This window comes from Polaromonas sp. P3_B4, from assembly GCF_056402835.1.
In genome coordinates this window covers 1,149,329-1,173,120 of sequence record NZ_JBFUGQ010000001.1, presented here as the reverse complement: position 1 = coordinate 1,173,120, position 23,792 = coordinate 1,149,329, and the positions used below count along the sequence as shown (strand labels likewise).

At 62.0% G+C, this 23,792-nt stretch carries 28 protein-coding genes; 12 read left to right on the top strand and 16 right to left on the bottom strand.

Annotated elements, in window-relative coordinates; all coding sequences use genetic code 11:
* The first annotated feature begins 122 nt into the window (after nt 1–122).
* Both AC1DVV_RS05755 and AC1DVV_RS05750 read left to right on the top strand, forming a co-directional pair.
* Nucleotides 123–1,412, top strand: coding sequence for a DEAD/DEAH box helicase (locus AC1DVV_RS05755; protein ID WP_477702484.1), 1,290 nt, complete (start codon nt 123–125; stop codon nt 1,410–1,412).
* Nucleotides 1,413–1,548: 136 nt separating this feature from the next.
* The gene (locus tag AC1DVV_RS05750) at nt 1,549–2,418 is read left to right on the top strand and encodes a trypsin-like peptidase domain-containing protein (protein ID WP_477702485.1); all 870 of its coding nucleotides are present in this window, start codon (nt 1,549–1,551) and stop codon (nt 2,416–2,418) included.
* A 45-nt stretch (nt 2,419–2,463) separates the two neighbouring features.
* Here the strand turns inward: AC1DVV_RS05750 and AC1DVV_RS05745 are convergent, their stop codons facing one another.
* The 7 genes from AC1DVV_RS05745 to AC1DVV_RS05715 all read right to left on the bottom strand — a co-directional run bounded on the left by AC1DVV_RS05745 (nt 2,464) and on the right by AC1DVV_RS05715 (nt 6,134).
* The gene (locus tag AC1DVV_RS05745; protein WP_477702486.1) at nt 2,464–3,009 is read right to left on the bottom strand and encodes a CcdC protein domain-containing protein; all 546 of its coding nucleotides are present in this window, start codon (nt 3,007–3,009) and stop codon (nt 2,464–2,466) included.
* 69 nt (nt 3,010–3,078) lie between these two features.
* Nucleotides 3,079–3,474 (bottom strand): type II toxin-antitoxin system PemK/MazF family toxin, encoded by a 396-nt coding sequence (locus AC1DVV_RS05740; RefSeq protein ID WP_477702487.1) that lies wholly within the window; start codon nt 3,472–3,474, stop codon nt 3,079–3,081.
* Nucleotides 3,475–3,485: 11 nt separating this feature from the next.
* Nucleotides 3,486–3,968 carry a hypothetical protein gene (locus AC1DVV_RS05735; RefSeq protein WP_477702488.1) on the bottom strand — a complete coding sequence of 161 codons (483 nt, stop codon included), beginning with the start codon at nt 3,966–3,968 and terminating at the stop codon, nt 3,486–3,488.
* 23 nt (nt 3,969–3,991) lie between these two features.
* A complete protein-coding gene (locus AC1DVV_RS05730; protein ID WP_477702489.1) occupies nt 3,992–4,720 on the bottom strand; it encodes a hypothetical protein in 729 nt (242 codons plus the stop codon).
* Nucleotides 4,721–4,768: 48 nt separating this feature from the next.
* Nucleotides 4,769–5,251, bottom strand: coding sequence for an ankyrin repeat domain-containing protein (locus AC1DVV_RS05725; RefSeq protein ID WP_477702490.1), 483 nt, complete (start codon nt 5,249–5,251; stop codon nt 4,769–4,771).
* A gap of 53 nt (nt 5,252–5,304) precedes the next feature.
* Complete coding sequence (locus AC1DVV_RS05720; protein ID WP_477702491.1) at nt 5,305–5,808, bottom strand: hypothetical protein; 504 nt, start codon at nt 5,806–5,808, stop codon at nt 5,305–5,307.
* Nucleotides 5,809–5,810: 2 nt separating this feature from the next.
* Nucleotides 5,811–6,134: a DUF6172 family protein gene (locus AC1DVV_RS05715; protein ID WP_477702492.1), complete on the bottom strand. Its 324-nt coding sequence runs from the start codon at nt 6,132–6,134 to the stop codon at nt 5,811–5,813.
* A 199-nt stretch (nt 6,135–6,333) separates the two neighbouring features.
* Here AC1DVV_RS05715 and AC1DVV_RS05710 point away from each other — a divergent pair, with 199 nt between their 5' ends.
* On the top strand, nt 6,334–6,861 hold the full coding sequence (locus AC1DVV_RS05710) for a hypothetical protein (RefSeq protein WP_477702493.1): 528 nt from the start codon (nt 6,334–6,336) through the stop codon (nt 6,859–6,861).
* 90 nt (nt 6,862–6,951) lie between these two features.
* On the top strand, nt 6,952–7,473 hold the full coding sequence (locus AC1DVV_RS05705) for an N-acetyltransferase family protein (RefSeq protein WP_477702494.1): 522 nt from the start codon (nt 6,952–6,954) through the stop codon (nt 7,471–7,473).
* On the opposite strand, the gene AC1DVV_RS05700 is transcribed toward AC1DVV_RS05705, so the two are convergent.
* The 4 genes from AC1DVV_RS05700 to AC1DVV_RS05685 all read right to left on the bottom strand — a co-directional run bounded on the left by AC1DVV_RS05700 (nt 7,470) and on the right by AC1DVV_RS05685 (nt 10,055).
* Complete coding sequence (locus AC1DVV_RS05700) at nt 7,470–8,024, bottom strand: DsbA family protein (RefSeq protein ID WP_457278576.1); 555 nt, start codon at nt 8,022–8,024, stop codon at nt 7,470–7,472. The two genes, AC1DVV_RS05705 and AC1DVV_RS05700, sit on opposite strands and share 4 nt — an antisense overlap.
* Before the next feature lie 163 nt (nt 8,025–8,187).
* Nucleotides 8,188–8,436: a hypothetical protein gene (locus AC1DVV_RS05695; RefSeq protein WP_436154840.1), complete on the bottom strand. Its 249-nt coding sequence runs from the start codon at nt 8,434–8,436 to the stop codon at nt 8,188–8,190.
* Nucleotides 8,423–8,788, bottom strand: coding sequence for a hypothetical protein (locus tag AC1DVV_RS05690; protein ID WP_457278577.1), 366 nt, complete (start codon nt 8,786–8,788; stop codon nt 8,423–8,425). The genes AC1DVV_RS05695 and AC1DVV_RS05690 overlap by 14 nt, the downstream gene beginning before the upstream one ends.
* Nucleotides 8,789–9,143: 355 nt before the next feature.
* Nucleotides 9,144–10,055 carry a LysR family transcriptional regulator gene (locus AC1DVV_RS05685; RefSeq protein WP_477693606.1) on the bottom strand — a complete coding sequence of 304 codons (912 nt, stop codon included), beginning with the start codon at nt 10,053–10,055 and terminating at the stop codon, nt 9,144–9,146.
* Between the two features lie 162 nt (nt 10,056–10,217).
* Here AC1DVV_RS05685 and AC1DVV_RS05680 point away from each other — a divergent pair, with 162 nt between their 5' ends.
* The 3 genes from AC1DVV_RS05680 (at nt 10,218) to AC1DVV_RS05670 (ending at nt 13,519) form a co-directional block, all read left to right on the top strand.
* Nucleotides 10,218–11,183 (top strand): hydroxymethylglutaryl-CoA lyase, encoded by a 966-nt coding sequence (locus tag AC1DVV_RS05680; RefSeq protein ID WP_477702495.1) that lies wholly within the window; start codon nt 10,218–10,220, stop codon nt 11,181–11,183.
* Nucleotides 11,184–11,208: 25 nt separating this feature from the next.
* The gene (locus AC1DVV_RS05675) at nt 11,209–12,417 is read left to right on the top strand and encodes a CaiB/BaiF CoA transferase family protein (protein WP_477702496.1); all 1,209 of its coding nucleotides are present in this window, start codon (nt 11,209–11,211) and stop codon (nt 12,415–12,417) included.
* A 76-nt stretch (nt 12,418–12,493) separates the two neighbouring features.
* Nucleotides 12,494–13,519, top strand: a complete 1,026-nt coding sequence (locus tag AC1DVV_RS05670) for a Bug family tripartite tricarboxylate transporter substrate binding protein (protein WP_477694450.1) — start codon at nt 12,494–12,496, stop codon at nt 13,517–13,519.
* A 134-nt stretch (nt 13,520–13,653) separates the two neighbouring features.
* Here the strand turns inward: AC1DVV_RS05670 and AC1DVV_RS05665 are convergent, their stop codons facing one another.
* The 3 genes from AC1DVV_RS05665 to AC1DVV_RS05655 form a co-directional block, all read right to left on the bottom strand.
* The gene (locus tag AC1DVV_RS05665; protein ID WP_457278582.1) at nt 13,654–13,869 is read right to left on the bottom strand and encodes a TOBE domain-containing protein; all 216 of its coding nucleotides are present in this window, start codon (nt 13,867–13,869) and stop codon (nt 13,654–13,656) included.
* A gap of 89 nt (nt 13,870–13,958) precedes the next feature.
* Entirely contained in the window at nt 13,959–14,558 is a 600-nt protein-coding gene (ssuE, locus tag AC1DVV_RS05660) for an NADPH-dependent FMN reductase (RefSeq protein ID WP_477647791.1), read from the bottom strand.
* A 142-nt stretch (nt 14,559–14,700) separates the two neighbouring features.
* Nucleotides 14,701–15,741 carry a sulfate ABC transporter substrate-binding protein gene (locus AC1DVV_RS05655; RefSeq protein WP_477702497.1) on the bottom strand — a complete coding sequence of 347 codons (1,041 nt, stop codon included), beginning with the start codon at nt 15,739–15,741 and terminating at the stop codon, nt 14,701–14,703.
* Between the two features lie 146 nt (nt 15,742–15,887).
* On the opposite strand from AC1DVV_RS05655, the gene AC1DVV_RS05650 reads away from it, so the two are divergent.
* Together AC1DVV_RS05650 and mnmC are read left to right on the top strand one after the other, a co-directional pair.
* On the top strand, nt 15,888–16,160 hold the full coding sequence (locus AC1DVV_RS05650) for an oxidative damage protection protein (RefSeq protein ID WP_457278585.1): 273 nt from the start codon (nt 15,888–15,890) through the stop codon (nt 16,158–16,160).
* 150 nt (nt 16,161–16,310) lie between these two features.
* Complete coding sequence (gene mnmC / locus AC1DVV_RS05645; RefSeq protein ID WP_477702498.1) at nt 16,311–18,224, top strand: bifunctional tRNA (5-methylaminomethyl-2-thiouridine)(34)-methyltransferase MnmC2/FAD-dependent 5-carboxymethylaminomethyl-2-thiouridine(34) oxidoreductase MnmC1; 1,914 nt, start codon at nt 16,311–16,313, stop codon at nt 18,222–18,224.
* 88 nt (nt 18,225–18,312) lie between these two features.
* On the opposite strand, the gene AC1DVV_RS05640 is transcribed toward mnmC, so the two are convergent.
* Entirely contained in the window at nt 18,313–19,179 is an 867-nt protein-coding gene (locus tag AC1DVV_RS05640) for a response regulator transcription factor (RefSeq protein ID WP_457278587.1), read from the bottom strand.
* A gap of 66 nt (nt 19,180–19,245) precedes the next feature.
* The gene (locus tag AC1DVV_RS05635; protein WP_477702501.1) at nt 19,246–20,457 is read right to left on the bottom strand and encodes an ABC transporter substrate-binding protein; all 1,212 of its coding nucleotides are present in this window, start codon (nt 20,455–20,457) and stop codon (nt 19,246–19,248) included.
* Nucleotides 20,458–20,723: 266 nt separating this feature from the next.
* Between AC1DVV_RS05635 and AC1DVV_RS05630 the strand changes: the two genes are divergently transcribed.
* From AC1DVV_RS05630 to AC1DVV_RS05620, 3 genes are read left to right on the top strand one after another with little or no spacing between them, the layout of a single operon-like run.
* The gene (locus tag AC1DVV_RS05630; RefSeq protein ID WP_477667269.1) at nt 20,724–21,515 is read left to right on the top strand and encodes a sulfite exporter TauE/SafE family protein; all 792 of its coding nucleotides are present in this window, start codon (nt 20,724–20,726) and stop codon (nt 21,513–21,515) included.
* Between the two features lie 44 nt (nt 21,516–21,559).
* A complete protein-coding gene (locus AC1DVV_RS05625) occupies nt 21,560–23,371 on the top strand; it encodes a nitrite/sulfite reductase (protein WP_457278589.1) in 1,812 nt (603 codons plus the stop codon).
* Between the two features lie 20 nt (nt 23,372–23,391).
* Nucleotides 23,392–23,787: a DUF934 domain-containing protein gene (locus AC1DVV_RS05620; protein ID WP_457278590.1), complete on the top strand. Its 396-nt coding sequence runs from the start codon at nt 23,392–23,394 to the stop codon at nt 23,785–23,787.
* Nucleotides 23,788–23,792: the final 5 nt, after the last annotated feature.

Below are 23,792 nucleotides of genomic sequence, written 5' to 3'. Positions count from 1 at the left end.
CCCAAATACAGCCTTGAAGAAGGCCCGAGGCTTAAACTTGGGGCTTCAGACGGCAGCGCACCGCCTCACCGCACGCGCCCTGCGCGCGGCCCTCCCCCTCTTCTCTCCTTCACACTTTCCCCATGCCCTTTAGCTCACTCGGTTTTACGCCCTCGCTTTTGCCGCTGCTGCTGCGCGCCCTGGAGGAAAAAGGCTACACCGCGCCCACCCCCATCCAGTCCGCCGCCATTCCGGCCATTCTTGAAGGGCGCGACGTGCTCGGCTCTGCCCAGACGGGCTCCGGCAAGACGGCGGCTTTTTCGCTGCCGCTGCTGCAACAGCTGGTCAATTCACAAGCCACTAACACCGGTCAGCACCGGCCCGTGCGCGCGCTGATTCTTGTACCCACACGCGAACTCGCCGCGCAGGTCGGTGAGGCCATCGTCAGTTTTGCCAAATACCTGCCGAAGCGGATCAAGGTCGCCATCGTGTTTGGCGGCGTGTCGATCAACCCGCAGATGATGAACCTGCGCGGCGGCGCCGACATCGTGGTCGCCACGCCGGGCCGCCTGCTGGACCTGATTGACCACAACGCATTGACACTGGGCAACACCGGCACCCTGGTGCTCGACGAAGCCGACCGCCTGCTGGACCTGGGCTTTGGCGAAGAGCTGAACCGCATCCTCGCCCTGCTGCCGGCCAAGCGCCAGACATTATTTTTCTCAGCCACCTTCCCGCCCGCCATAGAAGCGCTGGCAGCCAGCCTGCTGCGCAACCCGCGGCGCATTGAGGTGGAGGCCGTGGTGCAGGCCGTGCCCGACATCACCCAGCGCGCCATCGAAGTCGACGCCCCCCGCCGCACCCAGTTGCTGCGCCATCTGGTGCAGACCGAAAAGTGGGAACGCGTGCTCGTCTTCGTCGCCACCAAACACGCCGCCGAAATCGTGGCCGACAAGCTGCGCAAAGTCGACATCGAAGCCGAACCCTTCCACGGCGAACTCAGCCAGGGCAAACGCACCCAGGTGCTGCAAGACTTCAAGATCAAGGCCGTGCAGGTGGTGGTGGCCACAGATGTCGCCGCACGCGGCATCGACATTGCGCAGATGCCCGTGGTGGTGAACTACGACTTGCCGCGCTCAGTGACGGACTACACCCACCGCATAGGCCGTACCGGCCGCGCTGGTGAATCAGGGGTTGCCGTGAGTTTTGTGAGTGCGGCGACCGAGGCGCATTTCAAGCTGATTGAAAAACGCTTGAATATCAAAGTCCCACGCGAGCAGGTCGCGGGTTTTGAGCGGGTGGAGATGGCGGCTGTGAACCCGGTGGACCCTGCGGGGACGGGCGGGGTCAAGGGAAAGCGGCCAAGCAAGAAGGATAAGTTGCGGGCAGCATCTGAGAAAGTAACGGCCGTGGTTAAAGCGCCAGACTGCTAATCCGTAGGTCCAAGTCGAAGAGCCAGAGGAATTAGCCATTCAGCAAAATTAGTGCTAAAGACGCAAGACGAAGCCAAGTTACAACTATTTATCGCAGCTGTTTTTTTGAGTTGTTCCCGCTCTTCATAATGGCAAGATGACATATTCCACGACACCTTCGTTCGGCGAGAGCCCTTTAGTCTCCCCAGTGGGCCGGGTTGCCGCGAGAGTCCTTGCAATAGATAACCAAGGTACCGTTCTCGCAAGCGGAACATGCGTAAGGATTGGAGTTGGCTTATATCTTTCCGCGAAGCATGTCATCGAAGATTTTGTCGACTCCTTCGGACACAAAAAATTCCATTTAAATTGTTCAATCTGGGTCGTTCATTTATATGACGATGGAGGTATGGAAATATGGGCCCTAACGAATGCATGGACTGGGACTAATACTGATATCTCCGTATTACGGGCGATCCTTCATATCAGCAACAAAAAAACTTTGGACGGGGTTAACACAGTTGGCCTAGACCTAGCGCCGCCCCCTATCGGGAGTCGAGTATCGGCATACGGATTTTGTGAGAGCAAAGGTACTTTGCAAGTTGAGAGAGACACCATTTCTCTAGACCTTTGGGGAACCCCCACCACAGCCATCGGAGAAATACGCGAAATCCATGATCAAACACGTGATCAATATTTACTTAATTTCCCATGTTTTAGGGTGAACGCACGCTTTGACGGCGGCATGAGTGGTGGCCCAATATTCTCCGACAACGGTTCAATTTGTGGAGTGGTGTGCAAGGGCTACCACCTGGAGGACTCGGAGTTCGAGTCCATTTCTTATGGGGCTACGCTTTGGCCAGCGCTTTGTGTGCCGATCACGGTGGATGTGCGTACTGGGACGCCATGCGAACCCTATTGCTTACTAGATCTCGCTCACACCGGATATATCCATGTGACAAATGCTCATCAGCTTCAAGCTACAGCATTTAATGGAGGGTTCTCGGGCATCTACACACCGGACGCGTGAGTCATTCGAGCGATAAATGACGTATAAATTTTGGGTGCTGAGAGCTTAAGCCTCTCGCCCCAACGCCTCACGCTCCCTCTTGGCCCTCAGAACACGGAATCGCCAACGCACAAGACCGATCGCGTAGCTGATGTAGTAACCCGCCAGCAGCCCAAAGACAGCGAGCGTGAGCGGACTGCGTGCGAAGTCGCCCATTCCGTGCTGCACCGTCGGTTCTACCGCATAGATTTCGAACAGGCGATAGGCGATGCGACCGACGAACAGCAGTGAAAGCGCAATGCCCAGGTGAGCGTTGGGCGTGTAGAACAGCCCTTGGGGTGTTGGCTCGAAGCGCGTCTTGCTCAACCCGAAGACACCGAGCAATGCGCCTAGGCCCAGCCCACCGGCCAGCCACAAAAGCCGTTCGAGGTGTTCATGCGCGGCAAAGCCAAGCAACACAAGCAGGACGGGAAAGATGGCCAAAGTGACCCAGGGGCGGATCCTCGACAGGCGTTGACGCCCGACCATGCGGCGAAAGCGCGCGTAGACGCGCCACACGATCAATGGAAGAAGCACAAGCAATGTGATGGTGGAGGAACTCGGCGCTTGCATGGTGTTGGCCTTCAGGTAGCGAACAAAGGGCACAGGCGGCAGAAATTGCCTGACACGGTGCTCCCGGGACTATCGATGGAGAAACGATGCCTGCAGAAACCGCATACCCGCCAATATCTGCTGAACCCGCTCACCGGATAGCGTGCCGATGTGCGCACCCAGACGTGTTTTGTACACGGAAGACACCTGCGACACAACCACCACGCTTTGCTTCTCCAGACTCCCCTCACCGGGCTCCAGCAAGACATTGCCTGGCTCCGTGGCACGGTTCAGGTTGGAGGTCAGTGCGCAAACAACGACAGTGCTGATGCGGGAGCGGTTGAACACGTCCTCTTGTACAACGACATGGGGATGCGGGGAGCCCGGGATGGAGCCGCGTGAGGGATCCGCTTCTATCCAGAACACATCACCCTGCTTGATGGTGTCGGGGTAAGGGCCTTGTGGGGCTTCGGGGTCTCTGTCCATATGCTGGTTGCTCATCCCGGAGCGTTGGCGTTCACGGATAGTGCCTCAAGAAAGTCACGTTCGCCCACGTCACCCCACCACGGGACAGAAACTACGCCACCAAGTTCGCAGAGTTGGCGCAGCAATGCAAGCAAGGACTGGATTTCCTCTGACCCCCAATCGGAGCCCATCCGGTAGTCGAAAGCAAGGGTGTCCGTAAACACGAAGACACCCAGATTCGGGATTTTCTGGTCGGACCCGGCGATACCGCCTAGTACGACATGAAACGCCTCAGCCGCTCCAGATACAACAAGGGCTGCACTTTCCGGACCGGAAAACGGCACATCGGCTTGCGACTCCGTAAGCCAAAGATGCCCACCATCAGCCGTGACGTTCTGTGCACCACGATCATGGAGATGCTGAAAAGCCAAAAACATCTGCGAGGAATCGCTGAACGTCACTTCTATTTCCGGAAGTGATCCGTCATCGGTTTCGAAGTACTTCGACAGGTTCATACAACGCTTAAAGTGAAGTCCAATCAACGGCTGGCCGGGCCTCCACTCCCTCCTGCCCTGGCCTCCAGTTCAGCCCAGGGAATATTGCAATAGCTTTCGGACTCCGGCCACTCTTTCGGATCCAGATCAAGATCCATCGTCTCGCCAGCTTCCAGCACCTCGCCGGAGAAATTCTTGCTGATGACCCAGTCTGCCCTGGGCGCCTTGACCATGACCAGTGCGGACTTGGGCACAAAGCGGCTTTTCAGCGGATCATCCCCCTGAAGCGCCAAGTCCTGGCTCTCATGATCAAAGAGCGTGAAAACCTTGTTGTCTACGGTACGCAGGAAATAGATGAATCCACCGTGTTCCTGCTCCTGGAACCGCTTGGCTTCGATGAAGACATAGTGCTCCTCGGCAACCAACGCTGCATCGATATCGGCCTGCAACTCCGGACGATAGTCCTTCCAACCGGAAATCCATCGAACGCTGGAGACGACCGCAAAGACGGCGGTGAGCAATATTGCGACTCCCCAAATCCAGATTGCGGCGGGACCGCGCGTGCCGAAATCAGCATCGGACAGTTTGCGCGCGAGCCAGGCAAAGCCCAGCCAGATGACAACGGTGGCTAGCAAGCTCGCAGCCCACATAACCAGCGCATTCTCAACACCCTGCTTCCAGCGACGTGCCGCTGTGGGTGCCTTCGCAAGCGTCTCCCGCAGGAAGGTTTGCTCAGCCTCGGTCGCAGGGCGCTGAACTATGCGACTAGGCATGGGAAGGATTCAATGCACAGCCCCACGCCGGCAATAAGCGGTTAGAGGTCAAGGGGTCGCTCCTGCATCGATCAATAGTTTTGATATCTTGCCGTGGCCTGCTTGACGCGCCTGGGCCAAAGCGGTGTCGCCCCACTTCGAAACTTCATTGAGGCTCGCACCCGCTTTGACAAGAAGTTTCACGGCACGAATATGGCCACGGCTGCTTGCCTGCATCAGGGGGGTCTGCATGTCCCCATCCCGGCTGTTCACGTTGCCGCCTGCACCCAGAAGAAGTTGAAGTATTTCCGTCCGGCCGTGGTATGCGGCGAATGTCATAAACGTTGGGGATGCCCGGCTGTCCTTGCGGAGGTTGGGATCAATCTTGCCGGCAATCAGCGCTTTGACTTGCACTGCATCATTGCGCTCGATGGCTCGCATCATTAAGTCGTAGTTGTCGGCTGCAACAACCACAGACGCGAAAAACAGGCCGAACAGCAAAAACACGAATCGCTGCAGGCGCTTTTGACTACGGCTCAATCTGGTCAACATTTTCTGCTTTCGAGAATCAACCCTGAATGGGCCCTCTTGCGAGAGCGGCTCCCCTAGGGTTGAGCGCTTTTAGGCATATCCGGCTTGGGCACATCCTTCACCCGCACATAGTATTCACGAAGATGAAGACTCTGTGAGTTATCTTCGCCGCCTGCGTACACCCACAGCAAGTCTGGGCCTATGAAGTTATAGACAATGATGGTGTCCCTGCCGGTCACGACCGCAACGGTTTTGATTGCCACCGAATCTGAAGCAGCGCCCAGGACACGGTACGGATGGGTTTCGCGAAAGCCTGTCAGTGGCCTCTTTCGGCCCTCCTGCGTTTTCGTCTCCAGGTCCGGCAGCTCGGAAGTCATGGCCTCTGCCGTAAAGGTCAGGGTCATATGACCCATGAGCTGCGAAAGAAACAGGGCCGTCTTGCTGTCAAGCTTTGCGCGCTCGTTATTGAAGCGCATGCTGATATCGGAGTCAGACTTCCACTGGCCGACAAGATTCGGGTCCGCATTTGCTGAGGCGGCGCATGCGGCCATCAGCAGGATTGCAAAGAGTCTGCGCATGCTTATTCGACGTCAGCGAAATCGTCATCACCCTCATTGCGCGCACGGGGCACCTTGACGCCGCCCTTGGCCACCACTTCCACATAGAACTGCGGCGCGCCGTCTTTCACGATCTCGTCAATCGACTTGATGAGGTCTGCCACCGGCACGTCTGCAGCCGCCGCATCACTCGCGCCCGACTTGCAGTCAAAGTCCCAGTAGTCCACGCCCTTGGGCAGGGCTTTGGCGCGTTCGCGTTTGAGGTATTTGCGGATGTCGTGTTTGGCGGCATCGAGCAGGCGGTCGCGGTTTTTGCCTTCGATGTTGAGCTGGTAGGTTTTTTTCATGAGTACTTCTGGTCTAAAAAGTGGCGCGCTGCGGCCACGGTGTACTACCGATTATCGGGCCGTGGCCGGGCAAGCCGAAAAGTCATAGGCAAAAGCGGCGTCACCGGCAACAATCTGCGCGGCATGGCGTTTGCATGGGTACCCATGCCAGCTTGTTCAACCCCACGTCCCTCACCTGGCAGGGCACAAGGAGATTCCGATGATCTATGGTTTGACCTACCTCGGTGTGATCCACACCGCCATCAGCCTGGTGGCCGTTACGGCTGCCGTGATGGCCTTCTTTCGCGACAAGGAAATCATCGCCGCGTCCACACTGGGCAAGGTCTATATCTGGACCACGGTAGTCACCTGCCTCACCGGCTTTGGCATCTTCCAGCATGGCGGCTTTGGCAAGCCCCATGCACTGGGCATCATCACCTTGCTGGTGCTGGGCATTGCCTGGGTGGCGGGCACCACCAAGGTGCTGGGCCGTGCCGCGCCGTATGTCGAAACGCTGGGCTATTCGATCACCTTTTTGTTCCACATGATCCCGGCCATCACCGAGACATCGACACGCCTGCCGCTGGGTGCGCCGCTGCTGCCCAACGCTGATGCGCCCGAACTCAAGGCCGCCACGGGTGTGCTTTTGCTGATCTACGTGATTGGTGCGGCGTTCCAGGTGCGGCGCATACGGGCGCGCCATGCCGCGCAGGCGGGCACCCTGCCCGGCTCCGCAACCGCCGGCTGAAGCCCGGCAAAATACCTGCATGCGCTACGCCCGCTGGGGCTTGAAGACCAGCGAGCGGAGCAACGCCCAACATCCATCCACAAAGTTCCCATGCATCCCGTCCTCTGCACCGAAGAGCGTCACGCTTCCCAGATCCTGGCCATCTTCAACGAGGCGATCGTCAACTCGACGGCGCTGTATGACTACAAACCACGCGCACCCGAAACCATGGTGACCTGGTTTGCCACCAAGCGTGCCAACGGTTTTCCTGTGGTCGGGATGGAAGACGAGAGCGGCAAGCTGCTGGGTTTTGCGAGCTACGGCACCTTCCGCGCGTTTCCGGCGTACAAGTACACGGTCGAGCATTCGGTCTATGTGGAGAAAGACAGCCGCGGGCTGGGCCTGGGGCGCAAGCTGCTGGAGGCGATTGTGGCCAGGGCTGAAGCGCAAGGCATGCACTTGCTGGTGGGAGCGATTGACCTGGACAACGCTGTGAGCATTGCGCTGCACAAGCGCCTGGGCTTTGAGCACAGCGGCACGATCAAACAGGCGGCTTTCAAGTTTGGCCGCTGGCTGGACTTGGCGTTTTTGCAGAAGACGTTGGTGACGCCGCTACAGCCTGTTGACGGTTAAGTCTGTTGGCTGGTCAACACTTTGTCGATGGCCTCATGCAGATGCTGCAGCCCAAACGACACATCACAAAACACGCCGTTGACGTAAAACGCCGGCGTTGAGCGCACGCCCAGGTGGCGGCCGCTTTGCATGTGCTCCTGCACGCGCTGCAGGTAGACGTGGTCGTTCATTTCGTTCTGGTAGCGGGCCATGTCCAGCCCGGCCTGGGCTGCATAGTCGAGCAGGTGCTTGTCTTTGAGGTGATGCTGGTTGGTAAACAACAGCTCGTACATGGGCCAGAACTTGTGTTGCGCGCCGGCGGCTTCTGCCGCTTCGGCGGCCAGTTCGGCATGGGGGTGCACTTCGCGCAGCGGAAAGTGCCGGAAGACAAAACGCAGCTGGCGCCCGAAGTGCGGCAGCATCACCTTCAGGGCGCCGTAGGCCTGAAAGCAGGACGGGCATTCGAAGTCGCCGTATTCCACGACAGTGACCGGGGCCGACGCCGGGCCATGGATATGGTCGATGGCGTCGTCGGGTTCGAGAAACGGGTCGGGTTGGGACGAATCGGCCATGAAAATCACCTTTTGCTGTGTGTTCAGAAGTTGAAAAACGTCTTCAGCACAGTATGCGCCCGGGTGTGCGCGGCGATCAAGGAGCCGTACGGCCCCATCGGCGTTGTGGGTAGCCGTGGATAGCCAGGTAGAGGCCGGCGGTTGCCGGCCCCGCGGTTCAGCTTCAGGCCTGGTTGGCGGCGTTTTCGAGGGCTTCGTCGAGTGCCTTGCACGAGGGCGAGCACACGGCCTGGGACTTGCCCAGCACTTTACGGGTGCCCATCAGGGAGCGGGCGCGGTGCTTGCCGCACATGAAACACGACATCGTGGCAGCGCCAAATGACGTGGTGGCAGCAAACGGTGAGCCCGACACCTTGGACTTGTAGCGCAGGCCGTCAGCGAGTACGGCGGTTTTGGCGTCAGCTCTTGCCATGGTTGGGGTCTTCCTTCAGTTGGGGGTTGATGGGTTTCATGGCCTTTTCAATGGCCTCTTTGGCCTTTAGCTCGGCAGCGAGCGAGGCGTCCAGCGCAGACCGGCACAGGCCCGCGTACTGGTAATTGACGTTTTCATACAGCTCTGCCGCAGCCGGGTGCGTGTCGAGCAGCGCGCCCAGCGCCATGCCGGGTTCCACATCGCCCAGTTCGTTGACCAGGTGCAGCACCACGGAGCGGTACTGCTCGGCACCCACCGGCACCGCGCTGTGCTCAAGCCGTTCCAGCAGCTCGGCCAGTACGTGGGTGACCGTGAGGTCGGTTTTGTGGGGATGGGGTTGGGTGGCGTTCATGCAGTGAATTTGGGGCTTCCTTCCCCTAAATCAAGCACTTTGCGGACCAGGTAACCGCCCTTCGGCGGTTGCTGGCCCCCTTTCGGGCTAGCCTGGATCAGCCCTGCGCGCTATATTTTTTATAGCTGCTCGCGCTTGTCTGCTGTGGGTTGGAGGCCTATTTTACCTCTAAACGGCAGGCCCGGAAGCTTTCCCCGGGCTTCCAGAGGCCATTTGGCGTGCCTGCAGGTGTTACCAAACGTCTTTTGAACGCTGTTTAATGGATAAAAAGTAGCTGCAGGCCAATGCTGGTAAGCGCAAGTAGCTCCTGATTTGATAGCACCCGAAATACCGCGCAGAGCGTCTACGGTACTTTTCACCCTCCATCGGGCAACCCTTTTGCCGCCAGATGGGCCACCAGCAGCCTGGCCGCCGCCGACAAACCCGCCTCATCCCGAAAGCAGATGGCAAAGCGCCGCTGGGCCCAGGGGTCGGCGAGCGGCATCACACGCAGGCCATAGGTGGCGGCATAAGGCTCAGCCACCTCGCGCGGCACCACGCTGATGGCCAGGTTGGCGCGGACCACACGCAAGGCGGCCTCGAAGTTGGACACGATGACGCGGTGAACAACGACCTTGCCCTTGAGCGCCGCAGCCCGCAAGAGCAGCACCTGCACAGCGCTGTGCGCGGGAAGGCTGACATGCTCGAAGTCGAGCGTCTGCTCAAAGTGCAGGGTTTTCTCGCCTGCCAGCGGGTGCGACGGGTGGGTCACGATGGCCAGGTGATCGGTGCGGTAGCTGCGCGACTGCAGGCCGCTCAGGTCGGCGGCGTCCCAGCAGATGCCGACCGAGGCCACGCCCTCCTTGATGCCGCGAATCACATCGGGGCTGACGCGCTCTTCCATGTCGACCTGGATGTCGTGGTGCGCCGGCTCCTGCAAAAAAGCCGCCACATCGTCGGCCAGGGACTCGGCCATGACAGAAGCCGTGGCCAGGATGCGCACCTGGCCGCGCACGCCCTGGGCATAGGCGGCCATGTCGCGTTCAATGCGCTCGGCGCTGGCCAGCATGGTGCGCGCGTGCTCCAGCAGGCTTTCGCCAGCAGGTGTGGGCTCCACACCGCGGCGGCGCCGCACCAGCAGCGGCGTGCCGACGGTGTCTTCGAGCTGGGCCAGCCGCTTGCTGATGGCCGAGCCGACGATGTTGGCCTGCTCGGCCGCGCGGGCAATGCTGCGCGCATCACACACTGCCGCGAACAGCCGCAGCGTGGTCATGTCGAGGTCTCTCATGGGCGGCTCCTGGGTACACGTACAACTCGCCTGGAAAAGCGGCGCAGATTTGATATTCCCAAGCGGAACGTCAGTGCTTCCAAAATTGACCAATCAAACCCTTTGGGAAATTCTAAACTGCAGCTGCACCCCGAAAATGAACAGACGACAACGGAGACCACAGTGAACCTGCCTTCAAGGCCTGCCCTCCCCCGGCAGGCAACGATTCGTGAAGTCGGCCCGCGTGACGGCCTGCAAAGCATTGCCGCCGTGATGCCGACCGCGCACAAGCTGGAGTGGATCCAGTCGGCCTACGACGCCGGCCAGCGCGAAATCGAGGTTGGCTCGTTTGTGCCGGCGCGCCTGCTGCCGCAGCTGGCCGACACCGCCGAGCTGGTGGCCTTTGCCAAAACACTGCCCGGCCTGGTCACGTCGGTGCTGGTGCCCAACCTCAAGGGTGCCGAACGCGCCATCGAATCCGGCGCCGACCTGATGCTGCTGCCGATTTCGGCCAGCCACGCCCACAGCCTGGCCAACCTGCGCAAGACGCCCGATGAGGTGGTCGAAGAAATCGCCCGCATCCGCGACCTGCGTGATGCCTCGGGCTCGCCCATCGTGATTGAAGTCGGCATGAGCACCGCCTTTGGTTGCACGCTGCAGGGCCGGGTCGAGCCGTCCGAGGTGCTGCGGCTGCTGCGCGCCGTGCTGGACGCCGGTGCCGACCGCGTGGGCCTGGCAGACACCGTGGGCTACGCCGACCCGGAAATGGTTCGCCTGCTGTTTGAGCAGGCTTTTGAGGTGGCCGGTGAGCGACTCAACTGCGGCCACTTTCATGACACCCGCGGCCTTGGCATGGCCAACGTGTATGCCGCGCTGCAAACCGGCGTGACGCGCTTTGACGCTTGCCTGGCCGGCATAGGCGGCTGCCCGCATGCGCCCGGCGCCAGCGGCAACGTGGCCACTGAAGACCTGGCCTATATGCTGGCCAGCATGGGCATTGAAACCGGCATTGATTTTGACAAGCTGATGGCGCTGCGCACCCGGGTGGCGGGTTGGCTTGAAGGCGAAATCCTGCACGGCACGCTGTGGCGCGCGGGCCTGCCCAAAACCATGCGCGCATCTGCTGACCCCACCGCCGCTGCGGCCTGAATTATTTTTTCTTCCGGAACACTGCATGCAACCCATCCCCGAATCCACCACCCCACAGCCGCTGGCCGGCCTGCGCGTGGTGGAGTTCACCCACATGGTCATGGGCCCCACCTGCGGCATGGTGCTGGCCGACATGGGAGCCGAAGTCATCAAGGTCGAACCCATTGACGGCGACCGGACCCGCCGCCTGCTGGGCGCCGGCTCGGGCTTCTTTCCGCTCTTCAACCGCAACAAGAAAAGCATCGGCATTGACCTGCACGACCCGGTGGGCGCCGAAGTGGCGCGCAAGCTCTGCGCCAGCGCCGACGTGGTGGCCGAAAACTTCAAGCCCGGCACCATGGCCAAGTACGGCCTGGACTACACCGCGCTCAGCGCCGTCAACCCGCGCATTATTTACGTCAGCCACAAAGGTTTTTTGCCCGGCCCCTATGACCACCGCACCGCGCTTGACGAGGTGGTGCAGATGATGGGGGGCCTGGCCTACATGACGGGCCGGCCCGGCGACCCGCTGCGCGCCGGCACCAGCGTGAACGACATCATGGGCGGGCTCTTCGGTGCCATCGGGGCGCTGGGCGCGCTGATCCAGCGAGGCATTAGCGGCAAGGGCATGGAAGTGCAGTCGGCACTGTATGAAAACAATGTCTTCCTGATGGGCCAGCACATGCTGCAGTACGCCATGACAGGCAAACACCCGGCCCCCATGCCCGCGCGCGACAACCCCTGGGCGGTGTACGACGTGTTCACGGTCAGGGACGGTGAACAGATCTTCCTGGCGGCCGTGAGCGACGCGCAGTGGCAGATCTTTTGCACCGTGCTGGGCTTTCCCGACCTCAAGGCCGACCCGGCGCTGGCCACCAACAACCAGCGCGTGGCGGTGCGCCCCGCGTTGCTCAAGGACCTGGCGGCGCGGCTGGCCCCGCGCAGCGCTACCGAGCTTTCAGCCGTGATGGAAAAAGCCGGCCTGCCGTTTGCGCCCATCCGCAGGCCCGAGGATTTGTTCGACGATGAGCACCTGCTGGCTACCGGCGGCCTGGCCGACGTGCGCCTGCCCGATGGCCCCAAGGCCGGCCAGATGGTAAAAACCACCCTATTCCCCATCACCATGCAAGGGGAGCGGCTGGGGGTTCGCCTGCACCCGCCCACGCTGGGTGAGCACACCCGCGAGCTGCTGGCAGGCCTGGGCTACAGCGCGGGTGAAATGGATGACCTGCACCGGCAAGCTGCAGTCAGTTGAGGCAGTGAGTTGACCCTGCCAGCCGATTTGCGCGACTCACGACAATGAAGGAGACAAAATGACCCCCAAGATGAAGATGATCCGCAGTACCGATACCTCAGCCTTGAGCAACCAACCCGCGACCCGGCGCCAGGCCCTCTGGGGACTGGGCGCCCTTTTTGCCGGCGGCGCTTTCCTGGCCATGCCGCGCAGATTGCTGGCCCAGACTACCGACAAGGTGGTGCGCTTCATCCTGCCGGTGGGCGCCGGCTCGGGCGTGGACACCATCGTGCGAGCGGCCAGTGTTGCGCTGGGCAAGGCGCTGGGCAACCCGGTGGTGATTGAAAACCAGCCCGGCGCAGGCGGCATTGTCGGCACGTCCGCGCTTGTGAAGGCTGCCCCCGACGGCATGACGCTGAGCGTGGTGTCCAACAACCACGTGATCTACCCCAGCGTCTACAAGTCGCTGCCGTTCGACCCGGTGGCCGACATCACGCCCATCACCGTCATTGGCACCACGCCGATGGTGCTGGTGGTGAACCCCGCCAAACTGCCGGCCACCAACGTGAAAGAGCTGGTCGCCCTGCTCAAGGCCAAACCCGACGCCTACAACTATGCGTCGTCGGGCAACGGCACCATCCTGCACCTGGCTGCGCAGATGTTTCTGGACGAAGCACAGGTCAAGGCCAAACACATTCCCTACAAGGGCGTGGGCCCCATGGTTGCCGACATGATCGGCGGGCAGGTGGACATGGGCGTGCTGGCGCTCCCTGCCGTGCAGGCGCACCTGAAGAGCGGCGCCTTGCGCGCCATCGGTGTGGGCGGCAGCGCCCGTTCACCCGCGGCGCCCGACATTCCGACCATTGCGGAACAAGGCCTGCCCAACTACAACATGGAAGGCTGGTTCGCGGTGATAGGCCCCGCGAAGCTGCCGGCGGCCGACGTCAAACGCATCCACGACGCGGTGGTTGCCGCCTATGCCACGCCCGAAGTGAAGGAAGCCATGCTCAAGCAGGGCAACACCATCAACCCCGGCAGCCCGGAAGCCGCCGCGCAGTACTTTCGCAGCGAACTGGTGAAGTACGCGCAGCTGGTGAAAAAGGCGGGCGTCGAACTGCAGTAAGGCACACGCACAGGCGGCCGCCCTGCTGTTCATCACAACGGGACGGCCCTGGATTTGCTATGGTTTTAATAGCTGCTTGCGCCCGTCAATAAAGCGCCAGGCAGCAATTTGGCAATCAACCCGCGCTGGCAGGCCTACAGCTTGGCAATGGACACCTCGGTCGACTTGACCAGCGCTACCACCTCGCTGCCGACGGCCAGTTCGAGCTGGTCGACCGAGCGCGTGGTGATGACCGAGGTGACGATGCCCCAGGGCGTTTCAACGTCGAGTTCAGACACCACGTCGCCGCGGATGATTTCCTTGATTTTTCCGCGGAACTGGTTGCGGACGTTGATGGCTTGGATGGACATACAGGTTCTCCTGGAACTTGGGTAAAAAACGTTGAACTGAAAATCGATGAATTCAATGGCCTGAATTCAGCACCGGCGGGCGGCTCAGCTCAGACGCTACATCGCACCCGCGAAAAATGCACCGGCTCGAAGCCCGTGGTGGCCGGCATCCGGAAGCTTTCCGCCAGCAGGGTCAGCACCGCATCATCCAGGCGCACGGTGATCTCGGGCCCCACTTCATAGCGCTTGTCGGCCGACTGCGGCACCTGCGAATCGGTGGCGTATACGCCCGGCAGGATGTGGCGGGCCGCCAGCGCCTGCAGCACCGGGCGCAGGGCGTAGTCCAGCGCCAGCATATGGTGCGGGCTGCCGCCGGTGGCCAGCGGCAGCACGGTTTTTTCCTTCAGCGCCGTTTGCGGCAGCAAATCCAGCAGCACCTTGAGCAGGCCGCTGTAAGCCGCCTTGTAAACGGGCGTGGCCACCACGATGGCGCGCGCACGGGCAATCTGGTCAATCGCCTTGACGATCGCCGGATGACCCCACTCAGCCAGCAGCAAAGCCTGAGCCGGCAGCTCACGGATGTTCAGCCGATCGACCACCAGGCCACCCCGCAGGGCCAGCCTGTCGCTGACGGAGTCGAGCAGCGCTGCCGAACGGGATTGCTCGGAAGGGCTGCCGGCAATGAGCAGCACGGATTGTTGTACGGACATTAGTGAGATTGCTTTCTAATTTGCTTGAGGACGCGGCGACGTATCACCCCATATCTACCAGTGCCGGCGCGGAACCGGCTCAGCCGGGCCGCAGCGGGCGCCCCCTGGGGGGAGGCGGCCAGAGGCCGCTTCGGGGGGAAGCCTACTTCCTTGTATAGATCTGATCGAACGAGCCGCCGTCAGCGAAATGCTCTTTGTCCGCCTTGGCCCAGCCGCCGAAGGCCTGGTCGATGGTGAACAGGTTCAGCTTGGGAAACTGCTTGGCGTACTTGGCAATGGCTTTCTGCGAAACCGCCGGGCGGTAGAAGTTCTTGCCGGCAATGTCCTGGCCTTCTTCCGAATAAAGGTACTTCAGGTATTCCTCAGCCACCGCGCGGGTGCCCTTCTTGTCGACGTTCTTGTCGACCACGGCGACGGCGGGCTCGGCCAGGATGCTCAGCGACGGCGCGACCACGTCGAACTTGGCGCCGAATTCCTTTTCAAGCAGGTAGGCTTCGTTTTCCCAGGCGATCAGCACGTCGCCCTGGGCACGCTGGGCAAAGGTGATCGTGGAGCCGCGGGCGCCGGTGTCCAGCACGGAGACATTGCCGTACAGCTTGGCAACGAACTCTTTGGCTTTGGCATCACTGCCGTATTTGCGCTTGGCAAATTCCCAGGCGGCCAGGTAGTTCCAGCGGGCGCCGCCCGAGGTTTTGGGGTTGGGCGTGATCACGGTGATGCCGGGCTTGATCAGGTCATCCCAGTCCTTGATGCCTTTGGGGTTGCCCTGACGCACGGCCAGCACGATGGTCGAGGTGTAGGGCGACGAGTTGTGCGGGAGTTTCTTTTGCCAGTCGGCCGACAACCAGCCGCCGTTTTTGACCAGCGCATCGGTGTCGCCGGCCAGGGCCAGCGTGGCCACGTCGGCGTCCAGGCCATCAATGATGGAGCGGGCCTGCTTGCCGGAGCCGCCGTGCGACTGCTTGATGGTGACATCCTGGCCGGTCTTGGCTTTCCAGTATTTGCTGAAGGCCGCGTTGTATTCGACATAAAGCTCACGGGTTGGGTCATACGAGACGTTGAGCAGCGTGACGGGCGCTTGCTGGGCCTGGGCGGTCAGCAGTGACCCTGCCAGCGTCAAACCCAAACCGGCCGCCACGGCAGTGCGGGTGGAAACATTGATAAAGTTGCGGCGTGAAGTCATGGTTGCTCTCTTTTTCCAAAAAATTGCGTGTAAATGCGAACAAAATGGATTCTGGAAGCAGACCTTAGAAACTGGAACGAATAAAAAATCAGTTCTTTATTCCACAAACATCCTTAGACACCCTAGCCCTACGAAAGAACTACCCCATGGCACGCCTCGTCAAATGCATCAAACTCGGTAAAGAAGCCGAAGGCTTGGACTTTCCGCCCTACCCCGGCCCGCTGGGCAAGCGCCTTTGGGAAGAAGTCAGCAAGGAAGCCTGGGCGGAGTGGATGAAGCAGCAAACCATGCTGGTCAATGAAAACCGCCTGAACCTGGCCGATGCCCGCGCCCGCCAGTACCTGGCCCGCCAGATGGAAAAACACTTCTTCGGCGACGGCGCCGATGCCGTCCAAGGCTACGTTCCCCCGACTCAATAAGGCCCCCACGCTTGTCGCTTCGCGTACTGCGCTGCCCCCCGAGGGGGCCGCTGCGCCTGCGGCCCGGCAAAGCCGGTTCCGCGGCCCCGGCTGGCCTGAAACCGGGGACCACACGCCTGTCACTAACAATGAAACTTGCATTGGTCGGCCATGGCTGAGGTGATCGAGTGGCTGGACGACGGCACAGCCGGCGGCAGCCCCTACAGCCCGCGCTTTGGCGACCGCTACCGCAGCGAGCTGGGCGGCCTGGACCAGGCTAAAGAAGTCTTCCTCAAGGGCTGCGGCCTGCCCGAAGCCTGGGCTGGCCAGCCACAATGGACTGTTCTTGAAACCGGCTTCGGCCTGGGCCTGAATTTCCTCGTGACCTGGGCCGACTGGAAGGCCGACCCAGAGCGCCCCGGACTGCTGCATTTCGTCTCGACCGAGGCCTTTCCGGCCAGCGCCGAAGACGTATTGCGCAGCGCCCGAACCCACCCTGAACTACTTCCCTTCGCCGAACAGCTGCAGCGCCAGCTGTGGGGCCTGCTGCCGGGCTTTCACCGGCTGGTGTTTGAAGGCGGCCAAGTCTTGCTGACGCTGTGCATCGGCGACGCCAAGGCCATGCTGCGCGAACAATCGTTTGAGGCAGATTCGGTCTACCTGGACGGTTTCAGCCCGCAGCGCAATCCGGACATCTGGGACGTGCACACCTTCAAGGCGGTGGCCCGCTGCTGCCGGCGCGGCACGCGAATCGCCACCTGGACGATTGCACGCAGCGTGCGCGACGCCTTGGCGCAATGCGGATTTGTGGTCAACAAGGTGCCGGGCATTCCGCCCAAACGCGACAACCTGCAGGGTGAGTTCAACCCGGCGTGGGAACCTAAAAAAGCGCAGCCCTCGCCCGCTCGCCGGCTGCCCGGGCGCTGCGTGGTGATTGGCGCCGGCCTGGCCGGCGCGGCTGTGGCGGCCAGCCTGGCGCGTCGCGGCTGGCAGGTCGTGGTGCTGGACGCAGCCGAAGAGCCCGCCACCGGGGCGTCCGGCCTGCCCGCCGGCTTGCTGGCGCCGCATGTCTCGCCCGACGACAACCCGCTCTCGCGCCTGTCGCGCCATGGCATTCGCGCCACGCTGCAGCAGGCCGAGGCAATGCTGCAGGCCGGCGACTGGGGCCGCACCGGCGTGCTGGAGCATGCGGTGGAGCACCCACGCAAAAGGCCTGAGGCCTGGCAAACGGACTGGGCCGACGCCGCTGGCGACTGGACAGGGCCAGCCGACGCCGCCCAGCTCAGGCAATGCGGCCTGCCGCCGGATACGCCCGCGTTGTGGCATGCGCGGGCCGGCTGGATCCGGCCGGCCGCCCTGGTCGACGCCTGGCTGGCTGGGCCGGGTGTGCAATCGCACGGCCGATCAGTGGTGAGCCGCCTGAACCAGGCCTCGGGCCAGTGGCAGGTTCTGGATGCGCAGGGCCGGGAGTTGGCCCGCGCCGAACTCGTGGTGCTGGCGGCCGGTTATGCCAGCCTCGAACTGGCTGCCGGCGCCGCAACGAACAAGGCTGGTGACCTTGCACTGCAGGCCATCCGGGGCCAAGTGAGCTGGGGCCTGCATGAGCCCGGCGCGGCCAGCGCACTGCCGCCCTTTCCCGTGAACGGCCATGGCAGCCTGGTGCCCGCGGTGCCCCTGCCCAGCAAGGCCGGCGGCCTGGCCTGGGTCATGGGCTCCAGCTTTGAACGCGACAACACCCAGGCCGAAACGCGGCCCCAGGACGACCAGCACAATTTCAGCCGGCTGCAAACCCTGCTGCCGCAAACCGCCCGTGCACTGGCCGCACAGTTTGAGCCCGGGAAGGTTCAGTCCTGGGCGGGTGTGCGCTGTGCCACGCCCAGCCGCTTGCCCGCACTGGGCCCGCTTGAAGAAAGCCCGGGCCTGTGGGTGTGCAGCGGCATGGGCTCGCGCGGGCTGACGTTTGCCGCGCTTTGCGGGGAATTGCTGGCGGCGAAGCTGCACGCCGAACCTTTGCCGATTGAACAGCGGCTGGCGGAGGCGCTGATGCCGCAGCATGCCCTGCCCGCGCTGATCGTCAATATTTGAGATTTTTAAGCCAAACAGGGCTGAAACCAAGGGGGAACGGGCGCAAGCAGCTATCAAATAGATAGCATTCAGGGCGTAATGAGCGCCTTCACTCCACGCTGCGCAGCAGGCGTTTGAGCTTTCCGGGGTGCAGGGGTTTGCGCAGGCTGCCGCGCGCGCCGCCGAACCATCCGCGCACGGTGTCCAGCGGGGAGAGACGGTTGCCGGTCAAAATCAGATAGGCGATGGCAGGGCGCGATGCCTCCACCCGCTTGACCATTTCCCAGGGCTCAATGTCGGGGAGCTCCATGTCGAGAATCACCAGCTTGTAAAGATGCGTGTCAATCAGCTTGAGCGCTTCGGTGCCGGTGGTCGCCTCGTCTATCTTCACGAAACCGGCCATGGCCAGCCTGGCACGCAGGTAAAGACGCGCGTCGCGATCAGCATCCACCACCAACACTTGAGGGCGCTCCGGCAGGGGCTCCGGGGCTTCCAGCGGCGCCGGCGCGGTAGGCGCCTGCGAATCAAAGTCGAGATCGAGGTCCAGCAGCGCGGTGGATTCGGACAGCAGGTCGAGATCCAGGTCCTTCTCACCACGCGTTTTGCCCGGCGGCAGAGCCTGCGCGGCCTGCCGCCGTTCAGCGGCCAGCAATTCGTCCATGCCGTCAATCACGGCGGTCCACTGCAGCGGGCGTGGAATCACCAGGCGCGCCCTGGCCGGCGGGTTGTCGCCGATCCAGATCAGGGTGAAGTCGTCATTCGCGGGGTTGGCCAGCTCCAGCGCAGCTTCCCAGCTGTCGCCGTCAATCAGCGCCATCAAGGCCTCTTCGGGCGCGTCGGGCGTCCAGGGGGTGTAGGCGATAGGTCGTGTTTCGGAAATGCGAAACACCGCGTTCAGGGCATGACGCTCAACGTCATCAAACCCGAACACTTTTACAAAAACCCGCTTGACAGCCTCACCACCCGTATTCGTCATTGCGCCCGATTATGGGGGGATCGCCGGGGAGGCTTCAAGGAATTCAGCACCTGCGTTGTCAAAACGTCACTTCATGGCCGCGGCGGGCCTGCGGGCCTTGACATACGCATCGCTTGGCAAATAGGCCTTGCCGTCGGCATAGCGCCATTGCACCATGGTGCCCTTGTGGCCGCGCAGGTCCAGCCTGCCCACATAGGCGCCCATGGTGGACTGGTGGTCAATGGCGCGGAATTCGGCGGGGCCGAAAGGCGTGGAGAATTTCAGGCCACGCAGAGCCACCACCAGCTTTTCGTTGTCGGTGGAATTGGCCCTGCGGATGGCGGCAAAAATCGCCTGCATGGTGGCGTAGCCCACCGCCGAACCGACTTTGGGGTATTCGTTGAAGCGGCGATAGTAGTTGGCGGCAAAGCTGGCATGCTCGCGGGAGTCGATCTGGTCCCACGGATAGCCGGTGACGATCCAGCCTTTCGGCGTATCGTCTTTCAGCGCATCCAGGTACTCGGGTTCCCCCGAAAGCATCGACACCACCGGCATGCGGGGAAAAATGCCGCGCTGGTTGCCCTCACGAACCAGCCTGGCGAGGTCGGCGCCGAAAGTCGCGTTGAAGATCGCCTCGGGTTTTGCCTGCATGGCCGCCTGCAGCGTCGGGCCGGCTTCTATCTTGCCCAGGGCCGGCCACTGGTAACTCACAAACTCGACGTCCGGGCGCCTGGCTTTCAGCAACTCCTTGAATACAGTGACTGCGCTCTGGCCGTATTCGTAATTGGGGGCAATCGTGGCCCAGCGTTTGGCCGGCAACCTGGCTGCCTCTTCGACCAGCATGGCCGCCTGCATATAAGTACTAGGCCGCAGGCGGAAGGTGTAGCGGTTGCCTTGCTCCCAGACAATGGCGTCGGCCAGCGATTCGCTGGCGATAAACACCCGCCGGCTGGCCTGGGCATGGCCGGCCAGCGCCAGCCCGACGCTAGAGTAAAACCCTCCCGCCAGCACATCCACCCTTTCCTTTGAGGTCAGCTCGACGGCCTGGCGCAGGGCTTCTTCGGGTTTGCCGGCGTCATCGCGCGAGATGACTTCGATCTTGCGCCCCAGCAGACCACCAGCCACATTGATTTCCTCGACCGCAAGCTGCCAGCCTTGCCGGTAAGGCTGGGCGAACTGGGGAATGGCGGAGTAGCTGTTGATTTCGCCGATCTTGATGGGAGGTTTCGGGCTGCCCTGGGCGAGCGTCACCGCCGTGGCGCAGGCCAGAAACAAACCGCCCATCAGGGCGGACTTCATCAATTTCACGGGTTTTCTCCAAAAATGGGCAATTCGGTTCGTGCGGCAAGCCCAAAACCGGGCAGCTCATCCGAAAGAGCAGGGACTGTACCAGCGCTTTGTGACGGGTCGGCTGGTGAACGGCCAACCTGAATGCAAGCCTTATGCCGCCAACACGAAAAAACCGTTCGAAACCCGCATATTTATTGGCGAATAAGCTTATCTGCATAACGGCAGAACAAATGTGTAGTTTGTTTTTATAAGTCGCGCACTTACATTCTCCCGCTATGCATGAATTTGCCTTTGTATTTGCTGGTTTTGCCGTCGGCCTGGTTGTGGGTTTGACAGGGGTGGGCGGCGGCTCGCTGATGACGCCGCTGCTGATCTTCTTTTTCGGCATCAAACCGCACCTTGCCATCGGCACCGACCTGCTGTTTGCGGCCTTTACCAAGATGGGCGGGACCGTCAGCCTGGCCCGCGCCCGGGTGGTGGACTGGAAAATCGTCGGGCAAACAGCAGCCGGCAGCATTCCGGCGGCCCTGGCCACCCTTTATATGTTGCAGCGCATGGGCCCGGCCAACCCGGCTACGCAAGCCATCATGACCACCACCCTCGGCCTGGCGTTACTGCTGACGGCTGGCGCCACGGCCTACAAGGTGCTGCGCGGCAAGGCCGCCCCGACCACCATCGCGCCCGAACTCATAGGCCAGGCCACGCGTGCGCGCCACTGGTCGCTGCCGCTGCTGTTTGGCGCGGTCATCGGCACGCTGGTCACTTTGACGTCAGTCGGCGCGGGTGCCATCGGCGTGATCGTGCTGATGCTGCTCTACCCCACCCTGCCGCTGCCGCGCATCGTGGCGGCCGACATCGCCCACGCCGTACCGCTGACGCTGGTGGCCGGCCTGGGCCATGCCTCCATCGGCTCGGTAGACTGGCCGCTGCTGATCAAGCTGCTGGCCGGCTCCCTGCCCGGCATCTGGCTGGGTTCGCACCTGGTGCACAAAACGCCAGACCGCGTGATCCGCTCGCTGTTGTCTGTGCTGCTGGCCTATGCCGGCGTGAAACTGATTTCGATCTGACCCGCTCCTTATAAAAATCCCACGACGTTTGAATCCCGACAGCCATGTACCAATACACAGAATTTGACCGCGAGTTTGTCAAGGCCCGCGCCAACCAGTACCGCGACCAGCTGACCCGCTGGCAGGCAGGCCAGTTGCCTGAAGACGAATTTCGCCCCTTGCGCCTGCAAAACGGCTGGTATGTGCAGCGTTACGCGCCCATGCTGCGCGTGGCCGTGCCTTATGGCGAACTATCCAGCGCACAGGTGCGCGTGCTGGCCAAAATCGCCCGCGAGTACGACCAGCCCAACGCCGCGCTGTTCAACGAAGCCCAGTCCAAACAGGACAAGCTCGGCCCCGTGAACCTGAAAAACGGCCTGTCGGTCAGCTCCAAGCTGACCACCGGCTACGCCCACTTCACGACGCGCCAGAACATTCAGTACAACTGGATCCCGCTCGACAAATCCGCCGAGGTAATGGACCTGCTGGCCAGTGTCAGCATGCACGGCATCCAGACCAGCGGCAATTGCATCCGCAACATCACCAGCGACGAGCGCGCGGGCATCGCCGTCGACGAAATTGCCGACCCGCGTCCCTTCGGCGAAATCTTGCGCCAGTGGAGCACGCTGCACCCCGAGTTCGCCTTCCTGCCGCGCAAGTTCAAGATCGCCATCAGCGGCGCCCGCGAAGACCGCGCCGCCACCGCCTGGCACGACGTCGGCCTGCATCTGATCCGCAACGCCGAAGGCGAGCTGGGCTTCAAGGTGCTGGTGGGCGGCGGCATGGGCCGCACGCCGGTGATCGGCACGGTGATCCGCGAGTTCCTGCCCTGGAACCAGATCATGAATTACCTGGAAGCCGTGGTGCGCGTGTACAACCGCTATGGCCGCCGCGACAACATCTACAAAGCCCGCATCAAGATTCTGGTGAAAGCCGAAGGCCAGCGCTACATTGACGACGTCGAGGCCGAATACAAGCAGATCCTGGAACACGATGGCGCGCCGCACACCATCACGCAGGAAGAACTCGACCGCGTGACAGCCTGCTTTGTGCCGCCTGCGCTCAATTGCGACCGCAAGAGCGCCGATACAAAAATTGCCAACATCCTGCGCGCCGCCGCCGAAGACGACGTGGAGTTCGGCCGCTGGCTGCAGCGCAATGTGGCCCCGCACCAGAACCCCGACCTGCGCGCCGTGACGCTGTCGTTCAAGCGCCTGGGCCAGGCGCCCGGCGACGCGACGGCCGACCAGCTCGACATCGCCGCCGATCTGGCCGACCAGTTCAGCGCCGGTGAAGTGCGCGTCACGCACGACCAGAACCTGCTGCTGCCCTGGGTGCGTTGCGACGAGCTGCCCGAACTCTGGCGCGCCGCCCGCAAGGCCGGTTTTGCCAAGCCCAATATCCACCTGCTGACCGACATGATCGCCTGCCCCGGCGGTGATTTCTGCTCGCTGGCCAATGCGCGCTCCATCCCGATTGCCGAAGCCATCACCGAGCGCTACCAGGACATGGACGAGCTGCACGACCTGGGCGAGATCGACCTGCACATCAGCGGCTGCATCAACTCCTGCGGCCACCACCACAGCGGCCATATCGGCATCCTGGGCGTCGACAAGGACGGCCTTGAGTGGTACCAGGTGTCGTTGGGCGGCTCCGATGGTTCCACGCTGAGCGGCGCCTCGGTGCCTGGCAAGGTGGTGGGCCCTTCGTTCACCGGCGCCGAAGTGCCGGAAGTCATTGAAGCAGTGCTCGACACCTATCGCCAGCTGCGCGAAGACGGCGAAACGTTCATTGCGACTTTCCGCCGCGTCGGCATCGAACCCTACAAGGCCGCCGCCAAGAATGCGCGCTTTGCCCCCAACACCGTCGCGCACTGAACACTGGAAAGGAAATCACGATGAAATTACTGCCTTTCAGCGAACAAAGCGGCGCCGAACAACCCGGTACCCTGGTCCTTGCGAACGATGCCGATCCATTCGAGATCACACTCGACGGCATCGCGCGCATTGACCTGCACTTCCCGAAGTTCACCGATGGCCGCGCCTACAGCCAGGCCTTCCTGCTGCGCCGCCGCCGCGAGTTCAAGGGTGAAATCCGCGCCACCGGCGACGTACTGGTGGACCAGCTCGCCCAGATGGAGCGCAGCGGCTTTGACACTGCCGTGCTGCGTGCTGACCAGGACATGGCCGTTGCCCAACGTGTGTTGAGCAGCTACCCCGGCTACAAAGCAGGCAAATACCAGGGCGATGCGGTAGACGTGCAACCCCACTTCAAGGAGGCGGCTGCCGCCTGAACACC